Below are 25,062 nucleotides of genomic sequence, written 5' to 3' on the forward strand. Positions count from 1 at the left end.
TTGCCCAACAGGGATGGTGGTAGCGGGAATCATGCCAAATCCGCCACCTCTGTCGGTGCATACCCCAAAACGGTATTTTACTTGCACCCCGGACCGGCTGCTCGTTCGGTGACCCTTGAGCAGCGAGCGCACGCACGTCACGCAGCGTCGGCAGGAAGTTGGCCCATAGGCCGCTTCGGTCGCAGCGCGCGGGACGCGGATAGAGTTGGTGGTTATAGAATTTTTTCGCGATCAGGGCAGGCGCCATTGCCTGCGCTGATCGCTTTGTGAATATCGTTCGCGCAAAAAAGTCGAAGTGAGGCGCCGTCACAAGAAGAATAAGTGTCGGCAGGCGCCCCGAGAAAATGCTGATGAAGTTTCTCGTCCAGTGTCTCTTGGTATGGACTGCAAGCCCGAAGTGATCCGCGCCGGGCCGGAATTTTCCGGTGCCTCGGCGGTTCCGGGTGAGCGCGAAAACGTATTCCTGGCGCCATAGCGTCCGTCGGCCTCATTCGCCCGGACCCCCCGGCAATTCTTCCACTCCCAGCTCGAACCTCGCGTGTTGGATAACTCGAGTGATACGTGCCCGACGCACTGCGCATCAGCAACTGCGGCGGGTGGGAGTCGTTTTCATGAAACGCATGTTGTTCAACGCCACGCAGCAGGAAGAACTGCGCGTGGCAATCGTCGATGGGCAGAAACTCATCGACATCGATATCGAGACGGCCGGACGCGAACAGCGTAAAGGCAATATCTACAAGGGCATCATCACCCGTATCGAGCCCTCTCTCGAAGCTTGCTTCGTCAACTACGGCGAAGGCCGCCACGGCTTCCTGCCGTTCAAGGAAGTCGCCCGCGCGTACTTCCGCGAAGGTGCCGATGTGCGCAATGCGCGCATCCAGGACGCCCTCTCCGAAGGCCAGGAACTCATCGTTCAGGTCGAAAAGGAAGAACGCGGCAACAAGGGCGCCGCACTGACGACGTTCATCTCGCTGGCCGGCCGCTACCTCGTGCTGATGCCGAACAACCCGCGTGGCGGTGGCGTTTCGCGCCGTATCGAGGGCGAAGACCGTCAGGAACTGCGCGAGACGATGGGTCAGCTCGAACTGCCGGAAGGCATGAGCATCATCGCCCGCACCGCCGGTATCGGCCGCTCGGCAGAAGAACTCCAGTGGGACCTGAACTACCTGCTGCAACTCTGGCACGCCATCGAAGGCGCCGCCCACAACATCGAACTGCCGCGCGATTCGGCCCTGATCTATCTCGAATCGAGCCTGGTCATCCGCGCCATCCGTGACTATTTCCAGCCGGATATCGGTGAAATCCTCATCGATACGGAAGAAATTTCCGAACAGGCACGCAACTTCATGCAGGTGGTCATGCCCGATCACCTCAACCGCGTGAAGCAATACCGCGACGACGTGCCGCTGTTCTCGCGCTTCCAGATCGAACACCAGATCGAAACGGCGTACTCGCGTCAGGTGCCGCTGCCCTCGGGCGGCGCGATCGTGATCGACCACACCGAAGCACTCGTCTCGATCGACGTCAACTCGGCACGCGCCACCAAGGGCGCCGACATCGAGGAAACCGCCCTGCGCACCAACCTGGAAGCCGCCGACGAAGTCGCGCGCCAGTTGCGTCTGCGCGACCTCGGCGGTCTGATCGTGATCGACTTCATCGACATGGAGTCGGCCAAGAGCCAGCGTGAAGTCGAACAACGTGTGAAGGACGCACTCAAGCACGACCGCGCCCGTGTCCAGATGGGCAAGATCTCGCGTTTCGGCCTGATGGAACTGTCGCGTCAACGCCTGCGTCCGTCGCTGTCGGAAGGTACGCACGTGACGTGCCCGCGATGCAACGGCACCGGCCACATCCGCGACGCCGAATCGTCGGCCCTGCAAGTCCTGCGCATCATCCAGGAAGAGGCGATGAAGGAGCACACGGCAGCGATCCACTGCCAGGTGCCGGTCGAAGTCTCCGCGTTCCTGCTCAACGAAAAGCGCCAGGAAATCAACAAGATCGAAGCGCGCTTCAAGGTCGGCGTGCTGCTGATCCCGAACAAGCATCTGGAAACGCCGCATTACAAGCTCGAGCGCCTGCGCTTCGACGATCCGCGTCTCGATGCGCCCAAGGCCAGCTACGCGCTCGCCGAAGAAGCCGCCCGTGCGCTGGAAGACGATCCGGCGGGCTACAGCAAGAAGAAGGAAGACGTGCGTCCGCGTCAGGAAGCGGCCGTCAAGGGGATCACCCCGGAACAGCCCGCGCCGGCCGCACAGCCGCGTCCGGAACCGGTGGCCACCACGGCACCGGCTGCCGCAGCGCCCGCACGCAGCGGTGGTTTCATCGGCTTCGTGAAGCGCCTGCTGGGTCTCGAACCCGCCGCACCGGCACCGGTCAAGGCCGAAGAACCGGCCAAGCCGACGGCACGTCCGCCGCGCGAGCGCCATGAGCGCCCGCATCAGCAGAACCGCAATCGCCGCGGCAATGCCCGCGACGACAACAAGTCGGGCAAGGACAACGCCGGCCAACCGGCCCGTGAAGGTCGCGATGGTCGCGGCGCTCGTCCGGAACGCGCGGAGCGTGCCGAACGCGGTGAACGTAACGAGCGTAGCGAGCGCAACGAACGTGGCGAACGTGGCGAACGTGGCGAACGTAACGAGCGTCAGGAAGGCCGTGACAAGCGTGAGCGCGACGACGCCCAGCGTCAACCGGCTCAGGACGTGCGCGCCGAGGAAGGCCGCGAGCCGCGCGAAGGCCGCGAACGCGGTGGTCGCCGTGACCGCAACGAGCGTCGTGAACGTCGTCAGACGGAAGGCGCCGAGGGTCAACCGGCCGCACCGCAACGCGTGGCGCAAGTCGCCGCACCGCTCGCTGACGAGCAAGACGCGCTTGAGCAGGATCACCTGACCGCCCAGGTCGAAGGTGCACCGATCAACGCCGGCGAAGACGGCGAACAGGCGGGCGAAGAGCGCCGCCGCAGCCGCCGTCGCGGCCGTCGCGGTGGCCGTCGTGAGCGTGAAGCCGGTGAACAGCAATTGGGCACCGAAGGCGAACACGCGGAAGGCGCACTGACAGACGACGTCGAACATGCAGAGGGCACGCAAAGCACGCGCGCCCCGGTGCTGACGGACGAAGGCGTGGAAAAGGCCGCGACCGAAGCGCTGGCACGTGCGGCGCAAGCCCCGGCAGCGCCGGCCGTCGCTGCCGCACCTGCAGTTGTCTCGCACGTTGAGTCGACCCCGGCCCCGACGCGCGTCGAACCGGTCGAAGCACCGGCCGCCGTGGCAGCGCCGGTGACCGAAGTCGCCCCGGTGGCGGCACCGGCCGTGCAAGCACCGGTGATCGCCGAGCCGGTCGCTCCGGTCAACGTGGCGCCGCTGCCTGCGGCCGAAGTGGCCGCTCCGGTGGTCCCGCCGGTCAGCGCACCGCTGCCCGCAGCCACCCCGGCACCGGCACAACCGGCCGTACCGGCCGAAGCCCTGACGGAAATCGCCGCCACGGCAGCCACCGCCAGCCCGGCACCGGTGCAAGTCGCTCCGGCACCGGTCAAGGCAGTGGAAGCTGTGGAAGTCGCGCAGGTCGCGCAACCCGCAGCGCAATCCGCCGAACCGGCGGTTGAGGCTGCCAAGCCGGCACAAGCGCCGGTGCAAGTGACCCCGGTCGCGCCGGAAGCTGCCGCAGCAGCCACGGAAGTCGTTACGCAACGTGCGGCTCCGGCCCCCGTCGCACCGACGCTCGAGCGCGGCGCACTGGAATCGACGCTCGCGAGCGTGGGTCTGGTCTGGGTCCATACGGACGCCGACAAGCACCGTGCCGCCAAGGAAGCCGCTGCGCAGGTCGCGCCGGCCCCGCGTGTTCAGCGCGAACGCCGTCCGGTCACGCCGCTCAACAGCGGTCCGATGGAGCAAGTGGAAACGCACGCTTCGTCGAACCACGGCGCCTGAGGCGACTCGGGCACGATGCGCAGGCGGCACCAGCTGCCGCGCAACGTGACGTGAAGTGACTCGAAAAAAGGAGGCTTCGGCCTCCTTTTTTCATTGGCGCGCCGCCGCAACCCCGCGTTGTCCCGACTTGTGCGTGACGCATCGCCCCCGTATCGTGGGCATGAGTACGGGTTTGACGTCTTGCAACGAATGCCTCGGTACCGATTTCCGGCGCCCGCGATGCCAACGCAATGTGCGTTTTGCTGTCGTCGGCGGCCAACAGGCCAATTCGTTAGAATGGAGACGCAAGCCAAGGCCCCACCATGACTGAAACGATCATCCGACTCACCGATCTGCGTACCGACGCGCGCTATACGACGCATTCGCCGCAGATTCCCGCACAAGTGCGCGCTGCCACCGGCCATCTCGAAGATGCGCTGGCGCGGCCGTTGCACGACCTGCGAATCTCGGTGACCGATCGTTGCAACTTCCGCTGCGTCTACTGCATGCCGAAGGACGTGTTCGACAAGGACTACGCCTTCCTGCCGCAATCCTCCCTGCTGTCATTCGAAGAGATCGAGCGTGCTGCACGCCTGTTCGTCGAACATGGTGTGGAGAAGCTGCGTCTGACGGGCGGCGAACCGCTACTGCGAAAGCACATCGAGCGTCTGATCGAGATGCTCGCCCGGTTGCGCACGCCCTCGGGCAAGCCGGTCGATATCACGCTGACGACGAACGGATCGCTGCTCGCGCGTCGCGCGCAGTCGCTCAAGGACGCCGGCCTCACACGCGTGACCGTCAGCCTCGACAGTCTCGACGACGCGATCTTCCGTCGCATGAACGATGTGGACTTTCCCGTCACCAAGGTGCTCGAAGGCATTGCCGAAGCCCAGCACGTCGGCCTCGGCCCGGTGAAGGTGAACATGGTCGTCAAACGCGGCACCAACGACACCGATATCGTGCCGATGGCGCGGCATTTCCATGGCAGCGGCGTCGTGTTGCGCTTCATCGAATACATGGACGTGGGTACGTCGAACGGCTGGCGGATGGACGAGGTACTGCCCTCGGCCGACGTGATTGCACGCCTGAACGACGCACTGCCCGTGGAGCCGATCGATCCGAACTATCCCGGCGAGACGGCGCAACGCTGGCAATATCGTGACGGTGGCGGCGAAGTTGGCGTCATTTCTTCGGTGACGCGCGCCTTTTGTGGCACTTGTTCCCGCGCACGCCTGTCTACGGAAGGCAAGTTGTATCTCTGTCTGTTCGCGAGTTCCGGCCATGACTTGCGTACGCTCTTGCGTAACGGCGCGAGCGATGCCCAGCTCTCGACCGTCATCGGCGACATCTGGCACGGCCGCACCGACCGATATTCCGCCCTGCGCACGGCGGCCACCGGACTGCCCGAAGATGCACCCCCGAAAGTGGAGATGTCATACATCGGCGGATGAAGGCAGGGGGGCCCTGCCCGCCCGCCCATTTGCACGCTTTCGACCTATCGAATTCTTTTCTCGACTCATGATCCCTGTTGCCCCGGACGCCAGTCGCGTTCGAGACTCTCTGACTATTGCCCGACACGCCGCCACATCGCGCCCGCGTCGTATTGCCGCAACTGGCCTGAGCGCCTTCGCGCTCTGGTTCGCTGCGCTCGCGGCATCCGCTCCCGTGACGGCACACGCCGATTGCGATCCGTCGAGCCGCGACGTTGCCAACCGCCTCATGACGTACAGCGGTCAATTGGGCGAGCGCAACCCGCTGCGCCTCGTGCTGCGCCCGACCTCGGGCGGCAAGCTCGAGGGGCGCTATGCCAACGCGTCGTCGCAAAGCGACACCTACCTCACCGGCAAGCTGGAAAACAAGTCACGCCTGCATCTGACCGAGTTCGACGCAGGCGGCATGCCGCGTGGCACCTTCGACGGCGAGTTTGCGGCAAACGACGACGTCAATCGCCAGCGCGGCGCGTCGTCGAGCTGCGAAGTGATTTCGGGTCAGTGGAAAGATCTGCGCAGCGGACGTTCCATCCCGTTCGAACTGGCGCTCGCGAACGTTCAGAGCGGCAAGATCGACCATTTGTACGGCGTTGCCGGCGTGAGTGATGACGAAACCATCAATCGCGCCGCCACGCAATTCCGCAAGGGCGTGCTCGACGATCGCCGCGACGTGGTCGCACAGTCGATCCGCTACCCACTACACGTGTCGCTGCGCGGCAAAACACTGATCCTTCGGAACCCGAAGTCGCTGCTTGCACGTTACAACGAGATCTTTACCGACGGGTATATCCGTACGATCGGCGCTGCGGTGCCGCGTCTGATGTTCGCACGCGATCAGGGCGTGATGCTCGGCGACGGTGCCGTGTGGTTCGACGCCAACGGCCGCGTGATCGCGCTGAACCGCTCCTGACGCGCCTTTCATTCACGCGTCGACGCCCATGACCGCCACCCTCATCCCCCGCACTGCCATCACCGGACTGGTCCTTGCGGGCGGGCGCGGGCAACGCATGGGGGGGCGCGACAAGGGACTGCAATCGTTTGCCGGACGGCCGCTTTCGGCGCATGTGGTCGAGCGCCTGCGACCACAGGTCGCCGCGTTGCTCATTAGTGCCAATCGGAATCGTGATGCCTATGCGGCGTTGGGTGCTGAAGTCGTGAGCGACGAAACGCAGGATTTCGCCGGACCGCTCGCCGGCATGCTCGCGGGCTTGCGCGCCGCATGTACGGACTATGTACTCACCGTGCCATGCGATTCGCCGTACCTGCCGGACGACCTCGGCGAGCGTCTTGCCATCTCGCTGACTTGCGCGCCCGGCGACGACACCACGCAGCCGCCGCGACTGGCCGCCTATGCCGCAACGGCGCAAGGCCCGCATCCGGTTTTCGCCCTGTTGCACCGGTCGCTGGCCGAAGATCTCGCCGCTACGCTGGCGGCCGGGGAACACCGGGTGAGAGCGTGGCTGGCGCGCCACAAGGCCGTACAAGTTCACTTCGGTGACGAGCGTCCGTTTTACAATATCAATACGCTGGACGACCTCCATACCGATACGCCGCGCGTGCCCTGACATTCCCGGTACCGATGCGGTTCGATCCGTCGCCACCGCTTTTACGGGATTCATGCCGGACTCATGTGCGATACGAGCCGGATGACGACGCCAAACCGATGACAACACTTGACGAAGCCCTGGCCGGCTTGCCGGACTACGACCCCAATCACATGACGGTCGAATTGGCGCGCGCCATCATTGCGCGCACCGCGAGTGCGGTGCCGGCCATCGAGCAGGTTGCCGTGCGCAGCGCCCTGGGCCGCGTGCTTGGCCGCGACGTCATTTCTCCGCTCGATGTCCCCGCTTTCGAAAATGCCGCGATGGATGGCTACGCCTTCCACAGCCAGGCGTTGACGGCCAACGGCGACGTGCGCCTGCGCGTGGCCGGGCGTTCGTTCGCGGGACATCCGTTCAATGGCGTGACCGCCAGCGGCGAATGCGTGCGCATCATGACCGGGGCCCTGCTGCCCGCCGGTTGCGACACCGTCATCCCGCAGGAACAAGTGCAACGCGAGGGCGACACGGAAATCGTCACCTTCGCGGCAAATGCCGTTGCCGCAGGACGTCATGTCCGCCATGTCGGGGAAGATCTGGCTGCCGGTCACCCCGCGCTGCATGCGGGCAAGCGCCTGCGCCCGGCGGCATTGGGTCTGCTGGCGTCGCTCGGCATCGCCGAAGTGCCGGTACGCCGCCGAATTCGCGTGGCATTTTTCTCGACCGGCGACGAACTGCGTTCGGTCGGTGAGCCGCTCGCACCCGGCAATTTGTATGACAGCAACCGTTACACGCTTTTCGGCATGCTCACGCGCCTGGGCGTCGAAGTCCTCGACCTGGGCGTGGTGCGCGACGACCCGCAAGCGATCGAAGACACGTTGCGCGTGGCATGCCGTGACGCCGATGCCGTCATCACGTCTGGTGGCGTGTCGGTCGGGGAAGCGGATTTCACGCGCGAGATGATGACGCGCCTGGGCAACGTCGTGTTCTGGAAGATGGCGATGCGCCCGGGCCGACCGTTCGCATTCGGCGAACTCGAGAGCGATGGCCATCGTGCCCTGCTCTTCGGCCTGCCCGGCAACCCGGCGGCAGTCATGGCATCGTTCTACCACCTCGTGCGCGACGGCCTGTTCGCGCTGATGGGGGCCGAGCCGCAAATCACCCCGAGTCTGCCGGTGCCCACAGCCACGGCCATCGCGAAACGACCGGGTCGCACCGAATTCCTGCGCGGCGTGCTCGCGGCCGACGAACACGGCCGATGGCAGGTCACCGTTGCCGACGCACAAAGCGCCGGCATTCTGCGCACGATGAGCGAAGCCAATTGCTTCGTTACGCTCGGCACCGCGCGCGGCGATGTCGCGGCGGGCGAGCTGGTCGACGTCATTGCGTTCGACGGGCTGGTTTGACCGATTCGGCGCGCAGGCCCCAGGATTCCCCCAACAGCGAAGCAACCAAACAGCAATCGACAGCCGGTGTTGGCGCTTCGACAACGCCGGCAACACACACAAAGCCCACGTCAATGACAACCACAACGACAACAAGAAAGCAGATCACGTACATCAGCCCCGGCCAAACGGCCAAGGCGCTGGTGCTGGTCTACCTTACGTTCAGTATTCCGCTGGTGTTGCTCGCGTTCCTGGCGGCATTCTTCCGTTACGGCGAACTGCCGGGCCTCGCGTTCATCTCGGCACTGGTGCTGAACGCCATCGTCGGCTTCGTGCTGCTCTGGATCGCGTGCCACGCGTACAACTGGGTGGCGGAGCGCTTCGGTGGTATCGAGGTCGCGTTGAGCGACGCGCCCGACGACGAGTATTGACCCATCGATCGGCGGCATCAGGTATCCGGCGTCCAGCGGAAGGCGCGCGCCCCGATCGCCGCCGCCCGCGTTCCGACGCTTCAACACCCTTCTTGCCCCCCATGTCCCTGATCCTGCGTACTGCAACGGCCGACGACGTCGGCGCCATCCATGGCCTGATGCGAGAGCTGGCCGTCTTTGAAAACCTGCTGGACATCTTCGAATCGACGCCGCAAAGCGTGCACGATGCCCTGTTCGGCAATGCACCTGCGGCCGAATGCCTGGTCGCGACGTGGGACGGCAATGTGGTCGGCTACGCGCTGTACTTCCACAACTTCTCGACGTTCCTCGGACGCCGGGGACTCTATCTGGAAGACGTCTACGTGCAGCCGACGATGCGCGGCAAGGGGGTGGGACAAGCGCTGTTGCGCGAGCTGGCGCGTATCGCCATCCAACGCGACTGCGCTCGTTTCGAGTGGACGGTGCTCGACTGGAATCAGCCGGCCATCGACTTCTATGCGTCGCAGGGCGCGACGGTGCTGCCCGAATGGCGTGTGGTCCGCATGACGGGCGACGCGCTCGAAAACTTCGCCAACGGCGGCGGTACGCAAACGTCCTGAGGCATCGCCCGACGCCTCAAGACACATCCCGACGACCTGAGAACGCGCTGCCGGGAGATGCCCCAGGGCACTTCCCGACAGCCTGAACGCACTGCCGTTCAGGCCTCGTCGTCGGGGTCCATCTCCACGCCAAGCAATTCGACGGCCTGCTCGCCGGGCAGCGCTTCCACGGCCTTGAGCTGACGCGCCATCGCCCGCGTGCGCACTTCGGCCTTGTCGATGGAGCGGGTCACCGTTTCCAGTTGCGACTTGGTCTTGGCCAGCACATCGCCGAACTTGGTGAACTCGGTCTTCACTGCGCCCAACACCTGCCAGACCTCGCTGGAACGACGTTCAATCGCCAGCGTGCGGAAGCCCATTTGCAGGCTATTGAGCAGTGCGGTCAGCGTCGTCGGCCCCGCCACCGTCACGCGATACTCGCGTTGCAGCAGATCCGAGAGCCCCGGACGCCGTAGCACCTCGGCATACAGCCCCTCGGTCGGCAGGAACAACAGCGCGAAGTCGGTCGTGTGTGGCGGCGCAAGATACTTGTCGGCGATGGTCTTCGCTTCCAGACGGATACGCGTTTCCAGCGCCTTCGAAGCCTCTTCCACGGCGACGGGGTCGGCGCGTTCCTGCGCGTCGAGCAACCGCTCGTAGTCCTCACGCGGGAACTTGGCGTCGATGGGCAGCCAGACCGGCGTGCTGCTGTCGCCGTTCTGCCCCGGCAAGGCAATCGCGAATTCCACGCGCTCGGCGCTCCCCGGACGCGTCGCCACGTTCTTGGCGAACTGGTCGGGCGTGAGCAATTGCTCGAGCAGCGCCTGCAGCTGCACTTCGCCCCAGATGCCCCGCGTCTTGACGTTGGTCAGCACGCGCTTGAGATCACCGACGCCGGCTGCCAGCGTCTGCATCTCGCCCAGACCGCGGTGCACCTGCTCGAGACGGTCCGACACGAGCTTGAACGACTCACCGAGCCGTTGTTCGAGCGTGGCGTGGAGTTTCTCGTCGACGGTACGACGCATCTCTTCGAGCTTCGTGGCGTTGTTGACCTCGATGTCCTTGAGCTTCTGCTCGAGCGTGGCGCGCACTTCCGCCAGGCGGCGTTCGTTGCCCTCGGCGAGTTGCGTCAGCTGCTGGTGTTGCGCTTCGCCGAAGCGACGCAACGCGGATGCCTGCTCTTCGCGCATTTGCTGCCCGTTGAGCACGAGACTCTGGCGCACCGCCTCGATCTGCGCGGCATTCGATTCCGTGAGTTTTGCCAGTTGCTGTGCGAAACCGTCGATCTGGTTGTTCTGCACCGTGGCGACGCTCGTCATCTGCGCTGCCAGCGTCTGCTGGAACTGCGCCATTTGCGCGCTCTGCTCGCCGCGTCCGGCGCGCGCCGTTTCCGCAAACTCCTGACGCAGTCCGCGCTCGCTGCGATCGGCCGCCTGAAGCAGGTCATCGCGCACATTGGTCAGCGAATCGACGAGCGTTGCCCGCAGCGACGCATCGCCACCGCGTTGCCAGACCTTCATCGCAATCGCGATCATCACCAACAGATTCAGCGCCGCCAGCGCCACTAACACCATCTCGACCATCGTCGTTGCAACTCCCGTTGACGCTTGATGTCCTGCAAATGAAACCCGCCCGCAGGCTTACGCCTTGCGCGCTGCGGGATTGAGCAAGCACGGCGGCTTGCCGGCTGCCGCACCGAAGCCCAGTGCGGCGATCAGATTGTCGGCGGCCAGACTCGCCATGCCGCGACGCGTTGCTGCCGAGGCACTCGCGATATGCGGCGTCAGCACGACATTCGACACCTTCAGCAAATCGGGATGCACCTTCGGCTCGCCCTCGAAGACATCGAGCCCTGCCGCCGCAATCTGCCTGTCGGCCAACGCCGCCGCCAGTGCCGCGTCATCGACGATACCGCCTCGCGCGAGATTCACCAGCGTGGCCGTCGGCTTCATGGCGGCGAGTTCCGCCGCGCCAATCGTGTGATGCGTCGCGGCCGAATACGGCAGCACGAGAATGACGTGATCGGCCGTGCGCAGCAGCGTGTCCTTGTCGACGTAGCTCGCCTTGCACGCAGCTTCCGTGTCGGCGTCGAGCCGCGAACGATTGTGATACACCACCCGCATGTTGAAACCCATCGCGCGACGCGCAATCGCCTGCCCGATGCGCCCCATGCCGATGATGCCCAGCGTGCTGCCATGAATGTCAGCGCCAAGGAACATGTCGTAGGCCCACTTGTCCCAGTGCCCTTCGCGCAGCCAGCGCTCGGACTCGGTCACACGTCGCGCCGTCGACATCAACAAGGCCCAGCCGAAGTCGGCCGTTGTCTCATTGAGCACGTCGGGCGTGTTCGTGGCCATCACGCCAGCGGCGGTCATCGCCTCGATGTCGAAGTTGTTATAACCCACGGCCATGTTCGCCACCACGCGCAGATCCGGCGCGCCTTCGAGCACCGACGCATCGATGCGCTCGCTCGCCGTCGTGATCGCGCCGACCTTGTCTGCCAGACGTGCGCGCAATTCGTCGCTCGAGTACACCGTGTCGGCGTCGTTGCGCTCAACGTCGAAATACTGCGCCAGACGCTCGATCACGTCGGGGAAAATGGCTCGGGCTACCAGGATCTTCGGTTTCACCAGTTGTCTCGCAGAGATTGGCCGCGTGGCAATGTCGCGGCTCAGAAGAATATCAGGGTCATCAGGACGAATAACGGCGTCAGAATCGCGCCCGACCACAGCATATAGCCAAAGAAGCTCGGCATGCGAATCCCGCGTTGCTCGGCGATGGCTTTCACCATGAAGTTCGGTGCGTTTCCGATGTAGGTGTTGGCACCCATGAACACCGCGCCCGCCGAAATCGCGGCAAGCGTGCCCGCACCGGTCGTCATCAGCGTGGACGCGTCGCCCCCCGCGGTATTGAAGAACACGAGATAGGTCGGGGCGTTGTCGAGGAACGACGACAGCAGACCGGTTGCCCAGAAATACATGGCGTTGTCCGGCGCGCCGTTCGCGCCGGTCACCAGACGGATCACCCAGCCGAGTGCCCCGGCTTCCCCGGCACGCAGAATCGCCACTACGGGAATGATCGTCAGGAAGATGCCGGCGAACAGCTTGGCCACTTCCTTCATCGGCTCCCAGTTGAAATCGTTACCCTCGCGCGCCGTGCGCGGCGTGATGATCAGGGAAATCAGCGTGATGACGATCAGTCCGGCGTCGCGCGCGAAGTTCTGCAACGAGACATGCGTGCCGAAGACGTCGAACTCAACCCCCGGTTTCCAGACGCCACTCATCAGCACCAGCCCGACGGCCGCCGCCAGCAGCACGAAGTTGCGCTTGCCTTCGAGTCGCAGCGGGGCAGCGTGTGGCGTCGGATCCAGTTCGTCGATTTCGCGCTCGCCCTTCTGGCGGAAGTAATACATGTCGATGAGGAGGAACAGTACCAGCAACACCGCGCAGATGAACAGTGTTTCCGGCCAGATGTGCGCGGTTGTCCAGAAGAAACTGATGCCCTGCAGGAAGCCCAGGAAGAGCGGCGGATCGCCCAGCGGCGTGAGCGAGCCGCCGGCATTGGCCACCAGGAAGATGAAGAACACGACCACATGCACGTTGTGCTTGCGGTTGTCGTTCGCCCGGATCAGCGGACGAATCAACAGCATTGCCGCGCCTGTCGTTCCCATGATGCTGGCCAGCACGGTGCCCAAGGCGAGCAAGCCCGTGTTGAGCCACGGCCCGCCACGCAGGTTACCGCGCACGCAAATGCCGCCAGCGGTGGTGAAGAGCGCCGTGAGCAGCACGACGAACGGGATGTACTCGGCAACAAGCGCATGCACCGCGCCGTACCATGCCGCGCCGATCCCGAAGACGAGTGCGAACGGCAGCAGAAACGCAGCGCCCCAGAACGCCGTGATTTTGCCGAAATGGTGATGCCAGAAAGCGGGCGCGAGCAGTGGTCCGAGTGCAATCGAAAGCAGCATTCCGGCAAACGGCACGCCCCACCACGCCACGAGCTGCGCGCCGTCCGGACCGGCGGCAAATGCCGCAGGGCTCATCAGCGCCAGCCCGGCCACGAGCGCTGCCCCGAAAATCCCCTTATGCATTGTGTCTGGTTCCTGTTCATTAATGGTCGACAGCATACGAGTCGCCTCCGGCACCGAAGTGCCCGACACGCCACCAGCTTGGGAAATATCCCCCAATCAGTCGGCGCGGACGACTTCAGCGCAGCAATCGAATCTGTCTCGTGGCGTTGTGCGACACACCGCTACCGTCCGCGACACGCGTGCGAGCTGGTGAAGCGATCGGGGGACGTCCGGCACCGTCATTGCGGCGCGACGGTTTCAGCACGCCAGGGCGTTGGCGCCTCTGACGGCCTTACCCTTGGCGGCTCGCTCGGGTACCCGGAACGACCGGCGCGACTCAGGCGCCGTCGACGATGATGAGATGAACGCGGTAGGGGCCGTGCGCGCCCAGCACCAGCGTCTGTTCGATATCGGCAGTCCGCGAGGGTCCGGCAATGAAGTTGGTCGCACGCGAGAGCTGACCGCGTTCGCTGCGCATCAGCGCGAAGCCGTCTTCGTGCCCTGCCACAATGCGCGACGCCGGCACGATGGCAATGTGCGTTTCCGGCAGCAGTGTGGCCGACGCAAACGTCTCCGGGCCGGACATCATCATCAGCGCACCGGTCTCCGCAATGGCGCAGAAGCAGCCGGTGATACCGACCATATCGTCGCCATGCGGCTTGCGGAATTCGACCTGGCATCCCGCACCCACCCAGTCAAGCTCGCGCAACGTCGGCCATGCGACCGCCTGCGTCGAGAGGCCATTGGCTTGCAGATAAGTCGCGGCGGCGGCCGGGACATCCTGCATGCCCGGCACGCGGGCGATGGTGGTCGAAAGCGCCTCGGCCTTGCCGATGAAGGTCGCGATCAGATCTGCCGACATGGCCGGGCGCGGTCCTTGCGGATGCCGCGCGAGATAGTCCTCGGCCGCCGCCTGCTCGTTCGCGCGGGCGACATCGGGACGATGCTGGGCGTTGCGAATTCGGGCAAAGATGCGGTTGCGGGCGTCGGAGGTATCCATGGTCTGTCCTGTGAGGCGCACGCGCCGGTCTGCAGCCGTCGTCGTCGCCGATCGTCTCGTGAATCTCGAAGCCGCCGAAGCAAGTCCGGCGGGCGATGCGCAATTATAGCGGTTGCCCCCGGCCGCGCGACGGGCGTTCGCGCACTATCGGAATGGTCTGTGCCGCGAGTCGGATCACGTCCGGGATCACATCCGGAATCACATCCGGATCACCTCCGGATCACGTCCACAGCGCCAGCCGTCACGCGCCGGCGGCAGGTTCGGGCGCGATCTCGAATACCTGGCGCAAATACGCCAGGTAGGCGTCGTCGTCGCACATGTTCTTGCCCGGCGAATCGGAGAGCTTTGCCACCGGTTGCCCGTTGCAGCGGACCATCTTGATGACGATCTGCAACGGCTGATAGCCGAGATCGTTCGTGAGGTTCGTGCCCACGCCGAATGCCAGCTTGCAGCGGTCCCGGAAACGCTCGAACAACTGGAGGACCTTCGGAATATCGAGGCCGTCCGAGAAGATCATGGTCTTGGTATGCGCATCGACGCGATTCTGCGCGTAGTGTTCCAGCAACCGCTCGCCCCAAGCGAACGGATCACCGGAATCGTGACGCGCGCCGTCGAAGAGCTTGCAGAAGTACATGTCGAAGTCGCGCAGGAAGGCCGACATGCCGTACACGTCGGACAGGGCGATGCCCAGGTCGCCGCGATACTCCTTCGCCCAGGTCTCGAAGCCGAAGATCTGCGAATCGCGCAAACGCGGACCCAGCGCCTGACAGGCCTGCAGATATTCGTGGGCCATCGTGCCGAGCGGCGTGAGACCGTGCTTGAGCGCGTAATACACGTTGCTCGTGCCCGCGAATTGCTCGCCAAGCTCGTCGCGCAGCGTGAGAATCACTTCCTCGTGCCACTCCTTCGAGAAGCGACGGCGCGTGCCGTAGTCGGCAATCTTGCATTCGCGATAATCCTCGCGACCCGCGAGCATGCAAATCTTGTCCTTGAGTCGCTGACGTCCTTCCTGATACGCCGGCGCCCGCTGCGTGTTGCGGAAATACACTTCATTCACGATGGCGAGCACCGGGATCTCGAAGAGGATCGTATGCAGCCACGGCCCCTGGATCGTGATGTCGATTTCACCGTTGCCCTTCGGCGAGGGTTGCACGGTGATGTACTTCTCGTTCAGATGGAACAGGTCGAGGAAGTCGACGAAGTCGCTCTTGATGAAGCGCATGCCGGCCAGATAGCGCAGCTCCGACTCGGTGAAGCGCAACCCGCACAGCAAGCGAATCTCGTCGCGAATCTCGTCGACGTAGGGCGTGAGGTCGACGCCTTCAGTGCGGCACTTGAAGCGATATTCGACCTGCGCGGCGGGAAAGTGATGCAGGACAACCTGCATCATCGTGAACTTGTAGAGATCGGTATCGAGCAGCGACGTGATGATCATGACGACGGGCACCGGACGGTGCAGGCACGTGAGGGCGGCGCACGCATCCGACCAGTCGACCGGCTGCGTGCAGGAACATCGAATATCGTACCGCAAAGCGGCGTGACGTCGTTGTTACGCATGTTGCCGAGGGGGAGATCCCGTATCGCGGGCAGCCAGCACCCGTCTGCCTTTCGGCTCTCGCACCTGCGGCGGCGGGCTGCGTTACAATACGCGTTTTAACGGCCACTCGAAGCCGTTTCGCGCCCTACTCTGGAGTTGGCATGACGCACGTTGTCACCGAAAACTGCATCAAATGTAAATACACCGACTGTGTGGACGTTTGCCCCGTGGATTGTTTCCGCGAAGGCCCGAACTTTCTGTCCATCGATCCGGACGAGTGCATCGACTGCGCCGTCTGCGTGGCCGAGTGCCCGGTGAATGCCATTTATGCCGAAGAGGACGTGCCGGGCGATCAGCAGGCCTTCATCGCGCTGAACGCGGAACTCTCGCCGAACTGGCCGAGCATCACGAAGACGAAACCGTCGTTGCCCGATGCCGATCAGTGGAAGGACGTTACCGAAAAGCTCCACCTGCTCGAGCGCTAAGCGAGAAGCGGCGGAATTGGCGCAAGTCACGCGTCTGGCGTAGAAAAAATGCGCGCAGAGTGTTGACAGTGTGCGAAAACCGCCACTATAATCGCTTTCTCTTTTGATCCCCGATAGCTCAGTTGGTAGAGCGCCGGACTGTTAATCCGTAGGTCCCTGGTTCGAGCCCAGGTCGGGGAGCCAAGAATACCGAAGCGATGGCCTCGCTCAAGCGAGGCCTTTGTTTTAGTCGATGCACCGTGACAGCGATGCATGACACACGAGTTTGATCCTCGATAGCTCAGTCGGTAGAGCGCCGGACTGTTAATCCGTAGGTCCCTGGTTCGAGCCCAGGTCGAGGAGCCAAAACACAGAAAGGCCCGTCTTTGACGGGCCTTTTTTGTTTTCCGTTTTCCGTTTCCCGCTTTCCGCTACGCCCGCTTGCCGCGCCCGCGTCCATCGCATCGAGCGCATCAAACAAAAAGCGGGGCGCCGTCTCCGGCGCCCCGCTCTGTCACATCTCGACAATCACAGCTGACTCAGACTCACTCGCTGGCCGGCGCACCGATCACGACCGACGACGGGCTGGCTGCGACCTGCGTGTCGTTGTTCACGCTTTCGATCCAGCGGCGACGCATCGGCGCCAGCAGGAACTTCGCCGCCACTGCCGCCGTGATGCTGATCACGGCCGCTGCGATGAACACACGATCCCAGTGACCACCGACGGCCAGCACCGAAGCCAGCGGCACCAGCAATGCGGCCGTGCCCTTGGCGGTGTACAGCGTGCCCGCGTTCGATGCGGCGTTCTTGCTGCCGAACGTGTCTGCGCACAGCGCCGGGAAGATCGAGAAGATTTCACCCCAGCACAGGAACGTCATGGCCGCGAAGAACACGAACATGTACGGGTTCTGACCGAAGTGCATCAGGCCGAGCATCGCCACCCCTTCGCCGAGGAAGATGATGAACATGGCGTTCTCACGACCGATCTTGTCCGAGACGAAGCCGCACAGCGGACGCGTGAAGCCATTGCACAGGTTGTCGATCGACAGCGTCATCGTCAGCAACGGCAGCGTGGCACCGAACAGCGTCATCGGCATCGACGCAATACCGTAGTCCTTCGCGATCGGACCGATCTGCGCCGTCGCCATCAGACCACCCGCGGCCACGGCAACGAAGCACACGTAGATCACCCAGAACACCGGCGTGCGGATCATCTGACCCGAGGTGTAATCCACCTTCGTCGCCAGGTTGCGGCGCGACACGGTCACCCCCTTCGGTGCACGCGGCTTGACCAGCAACAGCGCGAGGATGAAGATCGCCACGCCCTGCACGATGCCGAAGTTGAAGAATGCGGCTTCGTAGCCCGACTCACGAATCATGTTCGCAATCGGAATCACCGTGATGGCCGCACCGGCGCCGAAACCGGCGGCCGTCAGACCGGCGGCGAGACCGCGCTTGTCCGGGAACCACTTCAGTGCGTTACCTACGCAGGTGCCGTACACGCAGCCTGCACCGATACCCGCGATGACTGCAGCCGTGTACAGCACGGTCAGCGTCTGGGCATACGAATACATGATCCACGAGAGGGCCACGCAAATGGCGCCGCCCGCCACCACTGGCCGAGGACCGAAGCGATCGACCAGCCAGCCCTCGATCGGCACGAGCCACGTTTCCACGACGATGAAGATCGAGAAAGCCACCTGAATGGAGGCGATGCCCCATTGGTGTTTGGCTTGCATCGGCTCGACGAACAACGTCCACGAATATTGCAAATTGGCCACAAGGCCCATACAGATGATGCCGATCACCAGTTGTGACCAGCGTCCTCCCAGAAAAGAGGTCTTCTCCTCCGGTTGTGCAGCTGCTTGCATGACTTGCCTCCTGTTCCTGTCAGACGATTGACGGCGGCCCGCGCGTCGCTGCGCAGTGCCCGGCGTCATCGCGCACCGTCGCGCGTCCCGACGTGGGGTGTCGCGCATACGGCACGCCTCCTGGCGTTACTTGCGGCTCATGCTTGGCCGCTTGATCGCGGAACGCTGCCTGGCGGCGCGCTCGCAGGGCTTGGGCCCCGGCTGACTGAATCTCGGAAGTGCCAAGGGACACTTCCGGCCCCCGCTTCGGCGCGGCGACGCAAGCTTTTTAGGACTCGCGCCGGCAAGTTGCCGGCTGCCGAAGGGTGACGATTGAAACCAGTTCGAGTGCGGATCCGGCCTGCGTGGTCGAAGGGTCATGTCATGCCGCTCGATCACATCGCAGACGAATCCACTCACTCAGGCGGGCGCGCCTCGCGGACGCGTGATCGCCGGATCGCCTGCCCGCAACTGGCGGCAGGGAGATGAGAAACACCACGACTCCCGGATGACTGCGTCCGAGGCCCGCGGCGGATACGACCGGGCAGTCAGTGCGAATACGGCGTCGCATGACAACTGCCCGAAGGAATAGGGTGGCTTGCCCAACTGTTGCCTCCGATGACTCGCATGTCGATTCGGCGCCCGCCTGGAAAACGCACAGGTCTCATCGGGCCGGATCCACACTTTGAATCTGATATACAAGATTCAATATATCGAATTAAGTATTTTTTATGGTTCCAAAATTAGTCGATGCCCGAATGACTGTCAACCCGAAAGCGCCCTGACCCGGGTGAAGCGGACGGTCGAACGCTGGCATGCCGACGCTTCGGAAGTGAGCGCCCGATAACCGGAAAATGTAGGGAATTCGCGCCGTTTCGCGGCATTGTGTCGTCGGAAGCGACGACACAATGCCCTGCCCGGCGCAATGGATCACCGGACAGGGTCAGGGAAAACGATGAGGTTTTTGACGGGTTGATGCGCCCTCTCGCGAGGGTACTGTCGATGGTAAAGATCGCCTGCGAGACATGGGCTCGCACGGGATCGCTCGGGGGCCCTTCGGGCGCGTCAGGGCGCAGCCCCCCTTTCACCGCCCACTGCCCACTGCCCACTGCAGCCATCAGGCCGGTTCGGCGTCACCGGAGTTGCTGCGAATGAACGCCAGATGCTCGCGCAGCGTACGTTGGGCGTTGGCGGCGTCATGCGACGCCACCGCATTGAAGATCCGGCGATGTTGGCGGATCAGCTCTTCCAGATCGGCGCCGTGACCGACGATCGCACGATAGTTGTCGACCACCGAGCCGCGCAGCAACTCGAAGATGGCATGCATCAGGTGGACCAGCACGAGGTTATGCGTCGCTTCGGCGAGCGCCAGATGGAAGTGGGCGTCGAGCTCGGGCACGCGGGTAAGCAGAGCGCCCTCGCCATCCCGACCGTCGCGTCCGACGGCGAAGGCCTGCTCGAGCGCGTCCAACGCCTGCGCCAGCCGGGCGAGGTCCTCGGGCGTCGCGCGTTCGGCCGCGAGCTCCACGGCCTTGGCTTCGAGCACCTCGCGCATCTCGAGCACATCGTCGACCGTCTTGCTGTGGCGCGACATCAGTTGCGACAACGGCTCCGCGAGCAGCGGCTGGCTGGCATTTGCCACCAGATAGCCACCACCGGCACGTCCGACGATCAGGCCTCGCGACTCCAGCCGCAGCAGGGCTTCGCGCAGCGACGGGCGCGACACTCCCATCTGTTGCGCCAGATCGCGCTCGGACGGCAGCGCCGAACCAGGCGCGAGGCGCCCCTCGACGACCATCGTCTCCAATTGCTCGTAGACCATGTCGGACAGACGCAGACGCGGCGGCGGCGTGACCGGCGCAAAACTCGCGACAGGCCCTGACGCGTCGCTGGCGGGAAGAGATGACATAGGCAGAGAAGACTCGTTGGACGGCATGTCGGCTTCGACTCTCGTCAGAAAAATCACAGACGCCACGATACAGGATGCGGCCTCGCTGAGGGCCACGGCCGGGGCGCAACCCGGGGACGACTAGAGGTTTGCGCTCAAACCAAGGGTTAACCCGCTAGTCGAAATCGGATCATTCCCTTTACGATGGCGTCACTCGATTGGTGGTCGACCAGTCTACCAGTAGACCATCGATCCGATCACGCACATTACACGTCAACGATTGTCCGGGAGCAAGCCTGATGGCATTGAATGCGCCGCCCCCCATGCCGTCGCCGGGTCTGTCACAGCCCCTGCCGTTGGCCCAGCCGCCACAGATGCCGCTGGCCGACGAACCCGTCTTCGAATCGCTCGATGCCGGCACGCGCGCCGCACGCCTCGCGGCGCTGCGCGCGGCCGTGCCCGACGCACAATGGCTGACCGATCGCGAACAGATCACGCCGTATGAGTGCGACGGGCTGGCGGCCTACCGCAAACTGCCGCTGGCCGTAGTACTGCCCGCCGACGAGGATCAGGTAAGCCGCATTCTGCGTGCCTGCCGCGCGCACCAAGTGCCGGTCGTCCCGCGCGGTGCCGGCACGGGGCTATCCGGTGGCGCCATGCCGATCACCGACGGCATCGTGCTCTCGCTGGCAAAGTTCAAGCGCATTCTCAACGTCGACGCCTACGCGCGCACGGCGACCGTGCAGCCAGGCGTGCGCAATCTCGCCGTTTCCGAAGCGGCGGCGCCGTTCGGCCTCTACTACGCGCCCGATCCATCGTCGCAAATCGCCTGCACCATCGGGGGCAACGTCTCGGAGAACTCCGGCGGCGTGCACTGCCTGAAGTACGGACTGACGGTCCATAACGTCTTGCGCGTGCGCGCGGTCACGATGGACGGCGACGTCGTCGAGTTCGGTTCACACGCGCTCGACGCCCCGGGCCTCGACCTGCTGTCCGTCTTCATCGGCAGCGAGGGGATGTTCTGTGTCGTCACGGAAGTCACCGTCAAACTCGTGCCGAAGCCGCAGGTGCAGCAGGTCATCATGGCGAGCTTCGACGACGTGGAAGCCGGCGGCAACGCCGTTGCGGCGATCATCGCGGCGGGCATCATCCCGGCCGGACTGGAGATGATGGACAAACCCGCGACGCAGGCTGTCGAGGAATTCGTGCACGCCGGTTACGACCTCGAGGCTGCCGCCATCCTGCTGTGCGAATCGGACGGCACGCCCGAGGAAGTCGCCGAAGAAATCGCACGCGTCTCGGCCGTGCTGCGCGCCTCGGGCGCCACGCGCATCCAGGTGTCCACTTCCGAAGCCGAGCGCCTGCGTTTCTGGTCGGGACGCAAGAACGCGTTCCCTGCCGCCGGGCGCATCTCGCCGGACTACTACTGCATGGACGGCACCATTCCGCGCCGGACCATCGGCACGCTGCTCAAGCGCATCGAAGCGATGGAAGTGCAATACGGTCTGCGCTGCATCAACGTCTTCCACGCGGGCGACGGCAACATGCACCCGCTGATCCTCTTCAACGGCAACGATCTCGACGAATGGCACCGCGCCGAAGCGTTCGGCAGCGACATTCTCGAAGCTTGCGTGGAACTGGGCGGCACGGTGACGGGCGAGCACGGCGTGGGCATCGAGAAGATCAACTCCATGTGCGTGCAATTCTCGCCCGAGGAACGCGACGCCTTCTTCGGCGTCAAGCGCGCCTTCGATCCGGCCGGTCTGCTCAACGCGGACAAGGCCATCCCGACGCGCGCACGCTGCGCCGAGTACGGCAAGCTGCACGTGCGCGGCGGTCTGTTGCCCCATCCCGATTTGCCGAGGTTCTGATGTCGCAAGCCCCCCACGACATGCACGACGCGCAAGCGGCGGCGCAAGCGCTGGCCACCATTCGCGAGCGCGTGCTCGCCGCCACCGCCAGCGGCACGCCGCTCGACGTTCACGGCGGCAATACCAAGCGCTGGTACGGTCAGGCCCCGGCCGGCGAGCCGCTCGACATGCGCGCTTATCGCGGCATCGTGTCCTACGATCCGGCCGAACTCGTGATTACCGCACGCGCGGGCACTCCGCTCACCGAGATCGAAGCGGCGCTTGCCGAGCGCGGTCAGGTGCTGCCGTTCGAGCCGCCGCACTTCGGCCCCGATGCCACGCTCGGCGGCTGCATCGCCGCCGGTCTGGCCGGCCCTCGCCGCCCGCATGTCGGCGCACCGCGCGACTTCGTGCTCGGCGCCGTGGTGATGAACGGTCAGGGGCAGGTGCTGCACTTCGGCGGACAGGTGATGAAGAACGTCGCCGGTTACGACGTCTCGCGCGTCCTCGCGGGATCGCTTGGCACGCTCGGGCTGCTGCTTGAGCTCTCGATCAAGGTACTGCCGTGCGCCGTCGCCGAGGCCACGCTTCGCTTCCCCATGTCGCAGGCCCAGGCCATCGAACAACTCAATCGATGGGGCGGACAGCCGCTGCCGCTCATGGGCTCGGCATGGCATGACGGCGTGCTGCACGTGCGTCTCGGCGGTGCGGCTGCCGCCATCGACGCGGCACGCAAGACAATGGGCGGCGACCTCGTCGACGCCATCGAAGCGCATGCCTTCTGGCAGGCATTGCGCGAGCAGACGCACCCGTTTTTCGCCGCCGCACCGGTCGTCGGCGACGGCCAGCCGCTGTGGCGTCTGTCGGTGCCGCCGACCACGCCGCCGCTCTCGCACGGCGACGATCACCTGATCGAATGGGGCGGCGCGCAACGCTGGTGGATCACGCCGCGCAGCACCGCCGAAGTGCGCGCGATTGCCGCAGCGGTGGGCGGTCATGCTACGCTGTTTCGCCACGGCGATAAGTCGGCCGGGGTTTTCACCCCGCAACCGGCCGCGCTGCACGCTATCGGCGAGCGACTGCAGCACGCTTTCGACCCGAGCCGCATCTTCAACCGCCATCGGCTGTACTGCTAAAAAAGACGATGCAAACGAACCTCGCAGAATTCCTCCGTCATACCCCGGACGGCGACGAAGCCGAAGCCATTCTCCGCAAATGCGTGCATTGCGGATTCTGTACCGCGACGTGTCCGACGTACCAGTTGCTGGGCGACGAACTCGACGGCCCGCGCGGGCGCATCTATCTCATCAAGCAGATGGTCGAAGGCCAGAGCGTGACGCGCGAAACGCAGCGTCACCTCGATCGTTGCCTGACATGCCGCAGCTGTGAGACGACATGCCCCTCGGGCGTGCAGTACGGCCGTCTCGCCGAGATCGGCCGCCGTCACGTCGACGCCAAGGTCGGACGCCCCGCAGGCGAACGCGCCCTGCGCTGGACACTCGCCCACGTGCTGCCCAATCGCACGCTGTTCTCGCCGGCGCTGCGCCTGGGGCAGCAATTCCGCACGCTGCTCCCGCGCGCGCTGCGCGAGAAGGTGCCGCACCGTCAGCGCTCCGGTAGCTGGCCGCAGGGCAAGCACGCACGCCGCATGCTGATGCTCGAAGGCTGCGTGCAACCGGCCATGCTGCCCAACGTCAACAAGGCCACCGCACGGGTGATGGACGCGCTCGGCATCGAGATGGTCCGCCCGGCCGCCGCCGGTTGCTGCGGGGCCATCCGTTTGCACCTGAACTATCACGACGACGGACTCGACGACGCGCGTCGCAATATCGACGCGTGGTGGCCCGAGATCGAAGCGGGGACCGAGGCGATCGTGATCAACGCGTCCGGCTGCGGCGCGACGGTGAAGGAGTACGGTCACTTGCTGCGTCACGATCCGCAGTACGCCGGTAAGGCGCAACGCGTGTCCGAACTCGCGCGCGACCTGTCGGAAGTGATGCTCGATAACCTCGAAGCCCTTCAGCGCCGCGTGCCGAATCGCAAGACGGGGAAGATCGCCTACCACCCGCCATGCACGCTGCAACACGGCCAGCAACTCAAGGGCGTGGTGGAGAAGGTGCTCGCAGGCGTTGGCGTGAACGTGATGCTGCCGCAGGACAGCCATATCTGCTGCGGTTCGGCGGGCACATATTCAGTGACGCAACCGGAACTCTCGCATCAGTTGCGCGACGCCAAGTGGAAGTCGCTCGACGCGCTGGCGCCAGAGCTGGTCGTCTCGGCAAACGTCGGCTGTATCTGCCATTTGCAGGCCACGGCCAAGGGCGAGCACGCCCGTGACCACGCGCCGGTCCAGCACTGGATCGAGCTGATCGACCGCATGATTGCCACGGCGTAGGCGGCCGTCGACCTGTCAATCGGTCGACGAGGGACAAAAGCGGATGCCCCGGTGGCATCCGCTTTTGCTTTCCACAGGATTATCCCCACTGAAGGGACAATCAATCCCCGGTAAGCCCGTTTATCAGAACGATGGCACTCCCTAGAATCGGTGTTGAGTCAGCGCGTTTGCGGACCGCTGTGCCGACCTTCCCCGATTCCCTCACCGGAGCCTGTCATGATCGATACCAAAACCGCCCCGTACGCCGCGCTACTGCTGCGCGTCTCGCTGGGCATTCTCTTTCTCGCCCACTTGTCGCTCAAAGTGTTCGTGTTCACGATTCCCGGCTTCGTCGGCTTCATGGGCTCGCTTGGCCTGCCGCCGGTCGTGGCCTATGTCACGATGGCGGTGGAACTCGTCGGCGGCCTGATGCTGATCACCGGTTTTTACGCACGTTGGGCTGCGCTTCCGCTGGCCGCGCTGATGCTCGGCACCATCGTTTCGGTGCACGGCCACAACGGCTGGATGTTCGCCAACAAGGGCGGCGGCTGGGAATTTCCGGCGTTCTGGCTCGTGGCGCTGCTCGTCGTCGCGCTGCTGGGCGACGGCGCGTTTGCCCTGCGCCGCGCCCGAACGGCCTGAGGTATTGAGCACGTAAGCGCGTGACAGGAACGGCCTGGCCGTTTCCGTCGCGGCGAGCGTG

General features: G+C 64.5%; 19 protein-coding genes and 2 tRNA genes. 14 read left to right on the forward strand and 7 right to left on the reverse strand.

Features of this window, described 5'->3' with window-relative positions; all coding sequences use genetic code 11:
- The first annotated feature begins 611 nt into the window (after positions 1–611).
- The 7 genes from ABWO90_RS09550 (at position 612) to ABWO90_RS09580 (ending at position 9,348) form a co-directional block, all read left to right on the forward strand.
- Positions 612–3,923, forward strand: coding sequence for an Rne/Rng family ribonuclease (locus tag ABWO90_RS09550; RefSeq protein ID WP_353190985.1), 3,312 nt, complete (start codon positions 612–614; stop codon positions 3,921–3,923).
- A 302-nt stretch (positions 3,924–4,225) separates the two neighbouring features.
- Positions 4,226–5,353, forward strand: coding sequence for a GTP 3',8-cyclase MoaA (gene moaA, locus ABWO90_RS09555; RefSeq protein WP_353190986.1), 1,128 nt, complete (start codon positions 4,226–4,228; stop codon positions 5,351–5,353).
- A 67-nt stretch (positions 5,354–5,420) separates the two neighbouring features.
- Positions 5,421–6,302: a hypothetical protein gene (locus ABWO90_RS09560; protein ID WP_353190987.1), complete on the forward strand. Its 882-nt coding sequence runs from the start codon at positions 5,421–5,423 to the stop codon at positions 6,300–6,302.
- A gap of 28 nt (positions 6,303–6,330) precedes the next feature.
- Entirely contained in the window at positions 6,331–6,957 is a 627-nt protein-coding gene (gene mobA, locus ABWO90_RS09565; RefSeq protein WP_353190988.1) for a molybdenum cofactor guanylyltransferase MobA, read from the forward strand.
- A 98-nt stretch (positions 6,958–7,055) separates the two neighbouring features.
- Complete coding sequence (gene moeA / locus ABWO90_RS09570) at positions 7,056–8,339, forward strand: molybdopterin molybdotransferase MoeA (protein WP_353190989.1); 1,284 nt, start codon at positions 7,056–7,058, stop codon at positions 8,337–8,339.
- Positions 8,340–8,452: 113 nt separating this feature from the next.
- Positions 8,453–8,749: a hypothetical protein gene (locus tag ABWO90_RS09575; protein ID WP_353190990.1), complete on the forward strand. Its 297-nt coding sequence runs from the start codon at positions 8,453–8,455 to the stop codon at positions 8,747–8,749.
- Positions 8,750–8,850: 101 nt separating this feature from the next.
- Positions 8,851–9,348: a GNAT family N-acetyltransferase gene (locus ABWO90_RS09580; RefSeq protein WP_353190991.1), complete on the forward strand. Its 498-nt coding sequence runs from the start codon at positions 8,851–8,853 to the stop codon at positions 9,346–9,348.
- A 98-nt stretch (positions 9,349–9,446) separates the two neighbouring features.
- Here ABWO90_RS09580 and ABWO90_RS09585 read toward each other — a convergent pair whose 3' ends face one another.
- The 5 genes from ABWO90_RS09585 to pncB all read right to left on the reverse strand — a co-directional run bounded on the left by ABWO90_RS09585 (position 9,447) and on the right by pncB (position 15,831).
- Positions 9,447–10,910, reverse strand: a complete 1,464-nt coding sequence (locus ABWO90_RS09585; RefSeq protein ID WP_502922584.1) for a DNA recombination protein RmuC — start codon at positions 10,908–10,910, stop codon at positions 9,447–9,449.
- A gap of 57 nt (positions 10,911–10,967) precedes the next feature.
- Entirely contained in the window at positions 10,968–11,960 is a 993-nt protein-coding gene (locus ABWO90_RS09590; protein WP_353191150.1) for a 2-hydroxyacid dehydrogenase, read from the reverse strand.
- Positions 11,961–11,998: 38 nt separating this feature from the next.
- Positions 11,999–13,417 (reverse strand): sodium:proton antiporter, encoded by a 1,419-nt coding sequence (locus tag ABWO90_RS09595; protein WP_353190992.1) that lies wholly within the window; start codon positions 13,415–13,417, stop codon positions 11,999–12,001.
- 316 nt (positions 13,418–13,733) lie between these two features.
- A complete protein-coding gene (locus ABWO90_RS09600) occupies positions 13,734–14,396 on the reverse strand; it encodes a LutC/YkgG family protein (protein ID WP_353190993.1) in 663 nt (220 codons plus the stop codon).
- 241 nt (positions 14,397–14,637) lie between these two features.
- Positions 14,638–15,831 carry a nicotinate phosphoribosyltransferase gene (gene pncB, locus ABWO90_RS09605; protein WP_353190994.1) on the reverse strand — a complete coding sequence of 398 codons (1,194 nt, stop codon included), beginning with the start codon at positions 15,829–15,831 and terminating at the stop codon, positions 14,638–14,640.
- A gap of 263 nt (positions 15,832–16,094) precedes the next feature.
- On the opposite strand from pncB, the gene fdxA reads away from it, so the two are divergent.
- The 3 genes from fdxA (at position 16,095) to ABWO90_RS09620 (ending at position 16,763) form a co-directional block, all read left to right on the forward strand.
- Positions 16,095–16,418, forward strand: a complete 324-nt coding sequence (gene fdxA, locus ABWO90_RS09610) for a ferredoxin FdxA (RefSeq protein WP_353190995.1) — start codon at positions 16,095–16,097, stop codon at positions 16,416–16,418.
- Positions 16,419–16,525: 107 nt separating this feature from the next.
- Positions 16,526–16,601 (forward strand) — tRNA-Asn (locus tag ABWO90_RS09615).
- A gap of 86 nt (positions 16,602–16,687) precedes the next feature.
- A tRNA-Asn gene (locus ABWO90_RS09620) sits at positions 16,688–16,763 on the forward strand.
- 179 nt (positions 16,764–16,942) lie between these two features.
- On the opposite strand, the gene oxlT is transcribed toward ABWO90_RS09620, so the two are convergent.
- Together oxlT and ABWO90_RS09630 are read right to left on the reverse strand one after the other, a co-directional pair.
- Complete coding sequence (oxlT, locus tag ABWO90_RS09625; RefSeq protein ID WP_353190996.1) at positions 16,943–18,268, reverse strand: oxalate/formate MFS antiporter; 1,326 nt, start codon at positions 18,266–18,268, stop codon at positions 16,943–16,945.
- 1,096 nt (positions 18,269–19,364) lie between these two features.
- A complete protein-coding gene (locus tag ABWO90_RS09630) occupies positions 19,365–20,156 on the reverse strand; it encodes a FadR/GntR family transcriptional regulator (protein WP_353190997.1) in 792 nt (263 codons plus the stop codon).
- Between the two features lie 353 nt (positions 20,157–20,509).
- Between ABWO90_RS09630 and ABWO90_RS09635 the strand changes: the two genes are divergently transcribed.
- The 4 genes from ABWO90_RS09635 (at position 20,510) to ABWO90_RS09650 (ending at position 25,001) form a co-directional block, all read left to right on the forward strand.
- Positions 20,510–22,006: an FAD-linked oxidase C-terminal domain-containing protein gene (locus tag ABWO90_RS09635; protein WP_353191151.1), complete on the forward strand. Its 1,497-nt coding sequence runs from the start codon at positions 20,510–20,512 to the stop codon at positions 22,004–22,006.
- Between the two features lie 20 nt (positions 22,007–22,026).
- Positions 22,027–23,121 (forward strand): glycolate oxidase subunit GlcE, encoded by a 1,095-nt coding sequence (glcE, locus tag ABWO90_RS09640; RefSeq protein WP_353191152.1) that lies wholly within the window; start codon positions 22,027–22,029, stop codon positions 23,119–23,121.
- Between the two features lie 8 nt (positions 23,122–23,129).
- Positions 23,130–24,380, forward strand: a complete 1,251-nt coding sequence (glcF, locus tag ABWO90_RS09645; RefSeq protein ID WP_353190998.1) for a glycolate oxidase subunit GlcF — start codon at positions 23,130–23,132, stop codon at positions 24,378–24,380.
- 216 nt (positions 24,381–24,596) lie between these two features.
- The gene (locus tag ABWO90_RS09650; protein ID WP_353190999.1) at positions 24,597–25,001 is read left to right on the forward strand and encodes a DoxX family protein; all 405 of its coding nucleotides are present in this window, start codon (positions 24,597–24,599) and stop codon (positions 24,999–25,001) included.
- Positions 25,002–25,062: the final 61 nt, after the last annotated feature.

Origin of the sequence: Pandoraea pnomenusa, from assembly GCF_040391475.1 — a bacterium.
GTDB classification, from domain to species: domain Bacteria; phylum Pseudomonadota; class Gammaproteobacteria; order Burkholderiales; family Burkholderiaceae; genus Pandoraea; species Pandoraea pnomenusa_C.